Origin of the sequence: Pseudanabaena sp. lw0831 (assembly GCF_016584665.1) — a bacterium.
Classification (GTDB): domain Bacteria; phylum Cyanobacteriota; class Cyanobacteriia; order Pseudanabaenales; family Pseudanabaenaceae; genus Pseudanabaena.
Map to the genome: position 1 here is coordinate 57,464 of NZ_BBJB01000072.1, position 11,130 is coordinate 68,593.

General features: G+C 42.6%; 10 protein-coding genes. 3 read left to right on the forward strand and 7 right to left on the reverse strand.

Going from position 1 to position 11,130, the window contains the following annotated elements:
• Window positions 1-19: 19 nt before the first annotated feature.
• The gene (gene tuf / locus APA_RS15170) at window positions 20-1,285 is read left to right on the forward strand and encodes an elongation factor Tu (RefSeq protein WP_201323103.1); all 1,266 of its coding nucleotides are present in this window, start codon (window positions 20-22) and stop codon (window positions 1,283-1,285) included.
• Between the two features lie 61 nt (window positions 1,286-1,346).
• Here tuf and devC read toward each other — a convergent pair whose 3' ends face one another.
• From devC to APA_RS15185, 3 genes are all read right to left on the reverse strand, one after another.
• Window positions 1,347-2,516, reverse strand: a complete 1,170-nt coding sequence (gene devC, locus APA_RS15175; protein ID WP_201323113.1) for an ABC transporter permease DevC — start codon at window positions 2,514-2,516, stop codon at window positions 1,347-1,349.
• A 71-nt stretch (window positions 2,517-2,587) separates the two neighbouring features.
• A complete protein-coding gene (locus APA_RS15180; RefSeq protein ID WP_201323104.1) occupies window positions 2,588-5,758 on the reverse strand; it encodes a SpoIIE family protein phosphatase in 3,171 nt (1,056 codons plus the stop codon).
• Window positions 5,759-5,962: 204 nt separating this feature from the next.
• Complete coding sequence (locus tag APA_RS15185; RefSeq protein ID WP_201323105.1) at window positions 5,963-6,466, reverse strand: pentapeptide repeat-containing protein; 504 nt, start codon at window positions 6,464-6,466, stop codon at window positions 5,963-5,965.
• A gap of 80 nt (window positions 6,467-6,546) precedes the next feature.
• Between APA_RS15185 and APA_RS15190 the strand changes: the two genes are divergently transcribed.
• Complete coding sequence (locus APA_RS15190) at window positions 6,547-6,912, forward strand: YraN family protein (RefSeq protein ID WP_201323106.1); 366 nt, start codon at window positions 6,547-6,549, stop codon at window positions 6,910-6,912.
• Window positions 6,913-6,939: 27 nt separating this feature from the next.
• Here APA_RS15190 and APA_RS15195 read toward each other — a convergent pair whose 3' ends face one another.
• The 3 genes from APA_RS15195 to APA_RS15205 all read right to left on the reverse strand — a co-directional run bounded on the left by APA_RS15195 (window position 6,940) and on the right by APA_RS15205 (window position 9,461).
• Window positions 6,940-8,220 carry a glycosyltransferase family 4 protein gene (locus APA_RS15195; RefSeq protein ID WP_201323107.1) on the reverse strand — a complete coding sequence of 427 codons (1,281 nt, stop codon included), beginning with the start codon at window positions 8,218-8,220 and terminating at the stop codon, window positions 6,940-6,942.
• A 97-nt stretch (window positions 8,221-8,317) separates the two neighbouring features.
• On the reverse strand, window positions 8,318-8,476 hold the full coding sequence (locus APA_RS15200; protein ID WP_201323108.1) for a hypothetical protein: 159 nt from the start codon (window positions 8,474-8,476) through the stop codon (window positions 8,318-8,320).
• A gap of 205 nt (window positions 8,477-8,681) precedes the next feature.
• Entirely contained in the window at window positions 8,682-9,461 is a 780-nt protein-coding gene (locus APA_RS15205) for an ABC transporter permease (protein WP_201323109.1), read from the reverse strand.
• Window positions 9,462-9,568: 107 nt separating this feature from the next.
• On the opposite strand from APA_RS15205, the gene APA_RS15210 reads away from it, so the two are divergent.
• The gene (locus APA_RS15210; protein ID WP_201323110.1) at window positions 9,569-10,636 is read left to right on the forward strand and encodes an AI-2E family transporter; all 1,068 of its coding nucleotides are present in this window, start codon (window positions 9,569-9,571) and stop codon (window positions 10,634-10,636) included.
• Window positions 10,637-10,758: 122 nt separating this feature from the next.
• Here the strand turns inward: APA_RS15210 and APA_RS15215 are convergent, their stop codons facing one another.
• Entirely contained in the window at window positions 10,759-11,013 is a 255-nt protein-coding gene (locus APA_RS15215; protein WP_201323114.1) for a YciI family protein, read from the reverse strand.
• Between the last annotated feature and the right edge of the window lie 117 nt (window positions 11,014-11,130).

Consider the following 11,130-nt stretch of genomic DNA (forward strand, 5'->3'; position numbering starts at 1 on the left):
TAAGGATAATTACGAAAAAATGGCACGCGCTAAATTCGAGAGAAACAAACCCCACGTCAATATCGGTACCATCGGTCACGTTGACCATGGTAAGACTACCCTAACTGCTGCAATTACGATGTCTTTGGCAGCTGCGGGTCAAGCAACAGCCAAGGCATACGATCAAATTGATGCTGCTCCTGAAGAAAAGGCTCGCGGTATTACGATCAATACTGCTCACGTTGAGTATGAAACCTTAGCCCGTCACTATGCGCACGTTGATTGTCCTGGTCATGCTGACTATGTTAAAAACATGATTACGGGTGCTGCGCAAATGGATGGTGCAATCCTACTTGTGTCTGCTGCCGATGGTCCTGAACCTCAAACCCGTGAGCACATTTTGCTAGCGCGTCAGGTTGGTGTACCTAACCTTGTAGTTTTCTTGAACAAAGAAGACCAAATGGAAGGGGAAGAAGAGCTAATTGAGCTAGTTGAGCTTGAAGTTCGTGAGTTGCTCTCTTCTTACGATTTTGATGGCGACAATATTCCGATCACCCGTGGTTCGGCTCTAGAAGCGGTTAAAGTAATGACCGCCAATCCTAAAACCGTTAAAGGAGAAAATCCTTGGGTTGACAAGATTTGGGCTTTGATGGAATCTGTGGATGAATTTATCCCTACTCCTGAGCGTGATGTTGATAAGCCTTTCTTGATGGCGGTTGAAGATGTGTTTTCGATCACTGGTCGTGGCACAGTTGCAACAGGTCGGATTGAGCGCGGTACTGTCAAGGTCGGCGATATTGTTGAACTTGTTGGTATCACTGATACTCGGACTACGACTGTCACTGGTATTGAAATGTTCAAGAAGAGCCTAGAGCAAGGATTGGCTGGCGATAACGCTGGTCTGCTGCTCCGTGGTATCCAAAAGGACGAGATTGAGCGTGGCATGGTTTTGGCTAAGCCTAAGTCGATCAATCCTCATACCCAGTTTGAAGGTGAAGTTTACATTCTGACTGAGAAAGAAGGTGGCCGTAAGACTCCTTTCTTCCCTGGTTATCGTCCTCAGTTCTATGTGCGTACAACTGACGTAACTGGAACCATTGTTACCTTCACTGCGGATGATGGTAGTGAAGCTGAGATGGTTATGCCTGGCGATCGCATCAAGATGACTGTCGATTTGATTAACCCGATCGCAATTGAGCAAGGAATGCGTTTTGCGATTCGTGAGGGTGGTAGAACCGTTGGATCTGGTGTTGTCAGTAAGATTCTTGACGCTCCTAAGGGCGGTGATGAGAAGAAGAAGAAGTAATTATTTTTCTTCAAATTCAACAAAAAGAGCCTTGCTATGCAAGGCTCTTTTTGTTGAATATTTAGTTGAAAATCTCAGCAGGATCTGCGGTTTGAACTTTACGTAGCGATAATGTTCCTGAAATTGAACACATGGCAATAGTTAGAAAAAATAATTGCAAAATGCGATCGATATTAAATTCCATTAACAAACCCGTGGCGTTTTGGGTCAGGTTATAGAGAATTGCACAGATCAATAGGGCTGGCAAAAATCCACAGAGAGATAACAACAAAGATTCTTGTAAAACTAGGCGAAACAAATAGAAGTTACTATATCCCATCGCTTTAAGAGTCGCATACTCAGCAAGATGATCGGAAACATCTTTGTATAAAACTTGATAGACAATCACTACACCGACAATAAAGCCCATGGTCACGCCTAAGCCAAAGATAAACCCAATTGGCGTTGCCTCTGACCAATAACTTAGCTCAAGGTCAACAAATTCTTGTTTAGTCAATATTTTTACGTCTTGAGCTAACTGCGATCGCATCGCATCTCGAACCGCGATCGCATCCACACCTTTTTCTAATTGCACTAAACCTAAGCTAATATTTCCGACAAGACGATCGGGGAAAATTCTTAGGAAATTTTGTTCGCTGGTAATGAATGTGCCATTGGCGGCAAAAGAGACCCCCATCGTAAACAATCCGCCAATTGTGACGGTACGGTTAGCAACTTCTTTGGTGAGGATTTTTCCTTGGGCGATCGCTGCTTCGTATTCAGAAGTAACCGATCCATAAAAATCTTCTCTAGATCCGCGATCAAATAGGACAACATCAGGGAGCAGCGTTTTATCTAAATCTGATTTGATATTTGGAAAAAGGAATGGATTGGCTTGAGGAGAAACGCCGATCGCGAGAATATCTTCCTTTACGCCAATCTCAGAGGCATTCCATACCGCTAGGCTAATGTATACAGGATAGATTGACTTTACACCCGTAAAACCACCCGCTTGATAGAGTCGGCGGCGAGAGAACTCTTTGAGATTTAGCAAATTGTTAGAGCTAGGATGAATTAGCACTAAATCGCTACGCAGATTAAGGTGTAGTAGAACGGCACTTTTAAATAGGGCTTCCTGAAAACCTAATTGCATAGCAATCAAGATTACGGCAAACATGATGCCAAGTATTGCGATCGCTAGACGACCCTTTTGATAAGTAAGTTGCAGCCAAGCTAAAGGAATCGCCAACATAAGAATCAAAAAATTTAAGCAGTTTTCCTAAAAAGATAAGGCTAGGCGGCGCTTCGCGCCGCCTAGCCTTTCTAAGATGGCGGTGTGGATTTGAGATGTTTGTAGAGCCAGCCACAGCCACCTAAGCAAGTACGCTTATCTTCTTCAGAAACATTTATATTCGTTCTTAAATACTCTTGTAACCATTGACATCCGCGCATTAGGAGATTTTCGAGATCGAGATTCCACATGATGATTTTGTGATCTTCACCACAAGACACCAAAATTTTGCCATTGGGACTAAAGCAGACACTACGAACTGGCCCTTGATGCCCGTTAAAGGTTCGCAAAAGCGTGCCATCTCCACTCCAAAATTGAATGGTCGAATCTTCACTGGCGGAAACAATTGATTTCCCGTCGGGACTAAAACAAACACTAGTGACTTCAGCACTATGACCATTTAAGGTTTTAATTAATTGCCCTTCAATACTCCAAAGTTTCACACTTTGATCCATGCTGCCACTGGCAATCATCTTGCCATTGGGGTTAAAGCAAATTGTATAGACTTCAGCACTATGTCCGTCTAGGGTTCCAAGCAAAGTGCCGTCCCAACTCCAAAGATTAATTAATTTGTCCTTACTAGCTGACGCGAGCATACTGCCATCTGGAGCAAAGTCGATACTGTAAACCTCGGCAGTGTGTCCTGTGAGAGTCTGTAGCCATTTACCATCAGCACTCCAAACTCGGACAGTACCATCAGCACTACAAGAAGCGAAAACCTGACCATCGCAACGATAGACAACCTTATAAATTTCCGCACGATGGGCGCTAATGGTGTCAATTAAAGTTCCGTCAGTTCTCCATATTTTGATACTGGCATCGGCGGCGGCTGTAAGAATGGTTGAACTATCTGGGCTGAAGGTGACACAGTTAACTTTATCGTTATGTCCTTCTAAGACCGCCGCAAGCGTACCATTGGCATTCCAAAGGTTGACAGTTTTATCTTTGCAAGTAGATGCCAAAAACTTAGAGTTGGGGCTAACCGCGACAGAGATGACTTCATCTGTATGCCCCATTAAAGTGCGTAAAGGTGTACCACGAATTGCCCAGAGTTTTACAGTGGTGTCTCTGCTTGCTGAGGCAAGAGTTTTGCCATCAGGACTAAAGGCGATGCTATGAACAACATCACCATGTCCTTGAAACGTATACTGTAAGCCCTGTTCTATATCCCAAATGCGAATTGTGCGATCAAAACCACTTGAAGCAATCGTGTGATTGTCACGACTAAAGGCGACACTCCATACTTTGTCTAAATGCCCATTAAAAGTTTTAAGTAAAATTCCATCTGCTCCCCACATTTTGACAGTGCGATCTCGGCTTCCAGAAACAATTGCTAAACCATTGGGGGCATAGGCAACACTTTCGACAAAGCTATCATGACCGCGTAGATGTCTGAGTCTTACACCCAAGGTATTCCAAACAATTAAACTGCGATCGGCACTACCTGAAACTAAAGATTTACTATTTGGATGAAAAGCCACACAGGTCACCCAGCGATCGTGACCACCGCGTAAAGTGCGAATCATCGTGCCGTCATTTTTCCAGAGTCTAACAGTCGTATCTTCGCTTGCCGAGGCAATCATCTCTCCATCATGGCTGAAACATACATCTAAAACAGGTCCTTCATGTCCCCTGAGCGTGGCGAGCGGTTGAGAAGCAAATTTACCCTGCGCAGAATCATCGCGGTTCCAGATCTTGACCATATTATCGCGGCTGCCTGAAACTAACTGGCTGCCATTTGGACTAAATGCGACACTGGTTACCCAATTGGTATGACTTGTTAAGGTTTGTAATAAAACTCCTGAGGCATCCCAGATTTTGATGGTGCGATCGCTGCTAGCCGAAGCAATAAATTTGCCATCGCGAGAATAGCAAACTTTATTAACCCAAAATCCATGCCCTTCAAGGCGATTAAATTCGTGCGTACCATAGACAACCTGCTCCAAAGCGGTAATGGCCCGAATTTGGGTGTTGGCACGGAGGTTTTCGAGGGTACTCTGATCGACCTGAGTTGTGAGGCGTTTAAGCTGGACTCCACCGATTACGCCTGCAATCATTGCTTCAATATGATTGTTAGAGAGAAACAGCGCTTCTGAAGAAATAGTGTAAGCCACAATTTTTTCATTGATTTCGCCCATCTCCGCAATTATGCGTTGACGACGCTCAGCATCTAGGCTCTTTTCTAGCTCTTGACTCAGGTTTTCGAGGCGATCGGCATCGGCGGCGCGAGCTGCCATCAGTTGTTCGCGCTCATTGACTCTTTGAGAAGCCTCCAAAAAATTAAGATCTATTCTAGGTAATTCTGATTGCCCTTCTGCCCAAGCTAGGGATTCAACAAGACGTGTTCCTCTCAATAAGCAGGATTCATCGGTTTCTTCAGAGCGTTGCCATGCTTGTAAAGCCTCAAGATAAGGACAGTTACGCAGCTCAGAAAATTTAACCTTGGTTTTAAGCTTGATCACTACGATCGAAACATCGTCGTCGGGAAACTCTAGTTCTGAGAATTGATCAAGGGCGACCTTTAAGCCTTGTAAAATATCTGTAGCTGGATATTGAGCTAGTTCAATTACAGTTTTGCGTAGTGGTGAAATATCGCTACCGTTAGATCTGCCAAATTCATCTCCCAATGGACTAGTTGCTTCAAATAATCCATCACTAAAAAAGATTGCGATATCTCCTTCATTAAGCGATCGCGAAGTGGCTTTGTAGGTAGCACTATCAAAACGACCCAGCGCGATCGCAGGGTTGACAACTTCTTCACAAGTATTAGTTACAGCGCGATAAATTAATGGTCCTGGAATACCAGCATTACCTAAATGCAGCTCATAGGTAAAAAGGTTAAGCGCACCATAACAAAAGGCGATCGCATCATCAGTGCCACTTTTACATAGCAACTGATTTAAAGAATTGAGCATAGAGGCTGGATTTTGGAGCCTGCCTTGCTGCCCATATGCATCAAGCTGTCCTTTGAATAAAGCTGCATGGATTGCCCCAGCAACTGATTTGCCTGAAGAATCTGCGATCGCGACAGCTAATGTCCCTGATTGCTCTAAAAACTGATAATAATCGCCGCCAAGATCCACTGCTGTCCATACTTCCGCAGCAATATCTAGCCCAGGGTATGCAGGCAAGCTTTGTGGCAATAAGCTTCTTTGTAATAATCTGCCACTTGATAGGTCATTGGAAGTTTCATTTAACTGCATACTCTGATAGGCGGAGCGATCCTCAGAACAATTATTATCAGCACAAACATCAAGTATTTGTATCAGTCAAACTATTTATTTACAAATAGTTCCCAAAAATTCTGTGCTATGCACACAGAGAATCATACTCCCTAAGATAGGGTAACTTTATATAAATATGGCAATTTCCAGTAAAGTTAAGACTTAATGCCCATAAATTCGGATTTAGTCGCACTCAAGAGTTTCGCGAGTCAGTCTCCCAGTCACTGGGTTTTGTCCTTTCGCTGATTGACAGAGCTTTAGACGCACTGGTGGACGTAAATCCACATCTGTAAAGTCAGCACCATCAATTATCACATTATTGAAAGATGTACCGTAAGCAAATGAACCTTGAATTACAGCATTGGTTAAGTTTGCCTTATCAAGACGTGCATTATCAAGCGTGCTATAGCTGAGATTTGCTCCTGTCAGGTTTGCCTCTTTCATATTAGCTGCAAAAAAACTGACTCCTTGTGCGTCAGCATTAATAAATGATGTGTTTCGCAGATCGGATTCATTAAACTGATAGCCTTGAAGCGATCGCCCTGAAAAGTCAGCGCCTTCGAGAAAGGCTTTCACATATACATCTGCTAAAGCGGGCTTAGCTCCTGTCAAGATTAGAGCTAAACACAGCAATATATTTATAGCTGTGAAGATAAAATTTCGGGACGTAAAAACTGTAGTTTCCATAATTTTTATGATGGCAGTGAATAATTAGTGGTGTGCGGCGAAACTGCACACTACTAAGGGAAGGTAGTAAGATCAAGTTTATGGCAAAAGAAGTAGGCGATCGCGGGGAGATGCTGGTAGCCCAACTCCTACAAGCTAATGGTTGGGAAATTTTGGAAACCCAGTGGCGCTGTTGTTGGGGAGAGTTGGATTTGATTGCTTGCGATCGCCAATGGTTGCTATTTATTGAAGTAAAAACCCGCAGCGATCGCAATTGGGATGCTGATGGTAGTCTGGCGATCACCCTAAAAAAGCAAACTAAACTAATTAAATCCGCATCTACATTTTTAGCTCAAAATCCACAGCTATCTGCACTTGCCTGTCGGTTTGATGTTGCCCTAGTCCGTCGCACAACATCTGCAGATTTTTGCTTGCAGACATATATTGAACAAGCCTTTGTCGCATAGTTATATAACCCCATTCTCTTTTTGGGATTATAAAAAACTTGGTTGATTTTGTTCAACAGAATCTGGACATTGATCTCTTAGCCCCAAAACATTGATATATTTAGGAATAGCTTGATCAATTGTGTAGTGGCGCTCTAGTAATTTGCGGGCATTCTTGCCGAGCTTTTCTTGCATGTGCGGATTATCGGCTAGCCAGCAAATATAATCTGCTAATTCCTGAGCATCACCATTGTCAAAACAATTACCGCAATTACCTTCATCCACAATTTCTCGCAGATAATTATCCTTGGGGCAAATCACTGCCACAGGTTTTGCGGCAGCTAGAATGCCGTAAATTTTTGATGGGGCGATCGTATCGCCAACGTTCGGCAAAATACTCACTAACGAGAGATCACAGGCAGTCAAGGAGTATGGCAAAACTTCTCGATCTTGGTAAGGCAATTGCAGCGCATTGGGTAATTTCCCAGAACCGATCTCTTGTTTAATAATCTGTGAACCTACCCCGTTACCAATAAACACAAATTTGATGTCAGTGCGGCTAGTTAGTGATTGAGCGCATTTAAGAATGGTTTGATGATCATGACAACGCCCCAAATTACCTGAATAAAGAACAACAAAGCAATCAGTTAATCCATATTGTTTGGCAAACCAATTTTCTGATTTAGCGATCGGGATAATAAATTTAGGATCAGCCCAGCTATGAATAACGTGAATCTTACATGCGAGATTTTTATGTTTCTTAATCAATAGTTGCTTCATTGGCTCACTGAGAACGATCAATGATTCTGATCTATCCCAAACCTTACGGTTTACAAATTCCCAAAATTTGACGATCCAATGATCGAGAGCCACTACTTTTAATCGAACTGCTACTTCAGGATAAATGTCATAAATAATGCAGCTATAGGTATGACCAAAAAATTTATTGTAAAACCATCCAATTAATCCCAAAAATGGTGGCGCAGAAGTTAATACTAAGTGTGAGCCACGAATATCTTTACTCAGACACTTAACTACGCATCGCGCTATGAATAAGACACTACCAAAAACTTTGTTGCGAATTCGTTTAGACATCAGATGAATGGAGCCTGTGCGCCGCACAAACACCCCGTTATCGTGCTCTTCGTGCTTTACATCTGTTTGTCTAAACGCATATCCTGGCATCCCAGTAAACACACTTACTTCAAATCCTTCTTGCGCCAAAGCCCCTGCTAAGTCATATATAAATTGACCAGTTGCTGCATAGTCTGGTGGATAAAATTGAGTAATGATACTAATGCTAGTTTTTACCTGTTTCTTTTCCGCCATCATCTCACTCGTTAGTTGTCTTTAAGTCTTCAATTGCTACAACTAGCCTTGTGTCAGGCTGTGTGGGGTTGCTTTTAAGTGCTGGCTTACCAGATGACTAAGCGCGGGCTACATGCGATCGCATATGTTGATCATCACTAATGAGACGGCGATAGTAAGCGGAGATCATCTCATGACGTTCAGCCATAGGAATTAGTTCAACGGATTGTTCCCAAGCTTCAGGAAAAAATAACCTGCGCCAGCTTGATAAAACCATGCGAGTTCTTTGCGACGCAGCATAAAATGCCTCGCAAAATTAAGGCTTGGCAATATTTGGGATGGGTTTTGATTTTGTCCTAACATTACTGGCGACAGCTATCTTGCCTGATTAATTTATCGAAGTGCCTAATATAGCAACTTAATGCCAAAAAAACAGAAAGAGCGCGAAGCGCTCTTTCTGTTTTTTGTTTTGATTTTTGCTTTTACAAATGACTTTCAGTTTGTAACATACGTTTATAGGCAAGCCAACCTGCGGCGATCGCCACGACAAAAAAACCAACCAAAAACCTAAGATGTATTACCATGTCTGGGTTTGACATGGTTTTGCTGTCAGTTGAGATAGCTGTAAATGCCTCGCTCATATGATAGACAGGATTAAATTGGGTAATTAAAAGTAAATCTTTTGATAAAAATGTGGTTGGGAAAAATGCTCCCCCTAAAATTAAGAGCGGTACGCCTACCCCTGCAACCAAAGAATTGACATCTTCGACCTTACGCGCAAATTTTGTCGCTAGAACAAATCCAATACCCACATATGATCCAATGCTTGCCAAAATCACAAAAATCCCCAAAGCGATCGAGCCGCTAAAGCGGACTTCCCAAAACGCAGCAACTGTATAAATGATTAGGGTTTGTCCAATGCCGATCGCTGCGTAGGCTAAGAAAATGCCGAGAAAGTATGAAATTCCATTAATCGGCGAAATTAATAAACGCTTAATCGTCAAGCTTTCTCGCTCTGAGACAATCGTGGACATTGTGCCCCCAAGACAGCTAAAAAATAAAGCTGACCCGATTAATGTGGCGGGGGCAGATAGTTTAAAGGATTCAATGGTCGTAATTTTTGAACCTTCTGCCAAGACAAAACCATTCAGTAACAGCATGGAAATAGGAAATATCACCCACAAGAGCAAAGTCCGATATGTGCGAAAAAGTTCTAATAAAATACGTCGCCCGATCGCGATCGCTTCATACCCATAGTTCATGTGAATTTTTTAGTAATTGAGTGGCTAGCTATGGTAATTATAAGTAGCGGCGGCAAGAAGCTCTGCTCACTCTTTTAGTAACTGCTAGTCAGAGATAAAGAACAACTGTGTTAAATGGCAAAAACTTTCTCAGCAAATATCTAAAGCGCATAGCTATCATTGCTATAGCAATTTATCTCGCCTTTAGGTTGCAACAGACTTTGCAATTATTGCTGACTAGTGTGTTTTTAGCAGGAGCGATCACACCAATAGTTGAGCAACTCGCTAGTCTTCGCATTAGGGTTAATCGCTGGAAAATTGGCTTAAATCGAGTATGGGCTGTGGTGATCCTCTACCTGTTTTTATTGATAGTTATCATTTTAGCAATCACTCCAGCCCCTCAGATTATTCTGGAACTTGGACAATTTTTTATTAAACTGCCAAATTTGTTAGAGCAGATTCAATTGCCCAAAGGGGGAATGTTTAATTTTAGTCAAGACCAACTCAGTCGCATTTTGCAAACGCAGCCATTGATCGACCAAGCTCAAAATTTTGGCAAAGACATCGTTAGCCAGACTTTTGTGTTTACTTTGCAAATTGTGAATGCGATCGGGGTTGGGATTTTGAGCATGTTGATTGCTGCTTATATGGTGATCCATTCTGATAGTTTGGTGCGGAGGTGTTTACGTCCTTTTTCTAGCGAGATTCGCCAACAGGTAGAAATTTTAATCCCGCCGATTACCAGATGTCTCGGAGCCTATGTGGTGGGGAGGGTTGGCACTTCCAGTTTGCTTGGTTTCTGCACATATTTGACGCTCTCTATTTTTGGGATTCCCTACTCAGGAGCATTGGGGCTATTGGTCGCGATCTCCAATCTCATTCCTTATATCGGTGCACTGATAGCTCTAGGCGCAATTTTTATCGCTGCATGGGGCGTTGATTTTAATCAAGGCGCGATCGCTATATTTATTTGCTTTGCACTTCAACAGATCGAAGCTTTTATCCTTCAGCCTTGGCTAGTTGCACCTTACTTAAATCTTGATGCCTTTGAACTTTTGCTCTCAATTATTGTCGGAGCAGAACTTTTTGGCGTAGTTGGCGCAATCATCGCTCCACCGATCGCAGGAACCAGCAGAATCCTTTTCAATCATTTCGCCGCTAGTCCCATTGACGAAGATACTAATCGAGAGCTATAAAAGGTCGCTTGGCGACCTTTTATAGCTCTCGCCCCCCAAACCAATTAGAGGCGGTGCTTCGCACCGCATCCAATTGGTTTGGGGTTAATGTGTCTAAAATCTAAGCGGTGACCTTTTATTTCTTAGTAAACTTGAATCCATTCATGGATTTCATAATCAGTCCAAATGCCATTCTGCCAATAAAGATCAGCTTCAACCAACTGCCGCGCTTCCGCAATATCGGGCGCAACATAAACTGCAAATACTTTGGTCAAATCTTGAGTTGGGCCAATTGTTAGTAATCTGCCAGATTCATACATGGCTTTAATGTTATCAAGATGTACTTGCCGAAAAGGTGCACGTTTTTCTAGTACATTTTCGCAATAGCTGCCCCACATTACAAATTTTTTAAGTTCAGTACTCAATTTTCTACCGATTCCTCACAAATAAAATAATAGAGGCGTGCAAAGCACGCCTCTATTATTTTATAACCAAAAAATGGTGTGGCGGGCTTT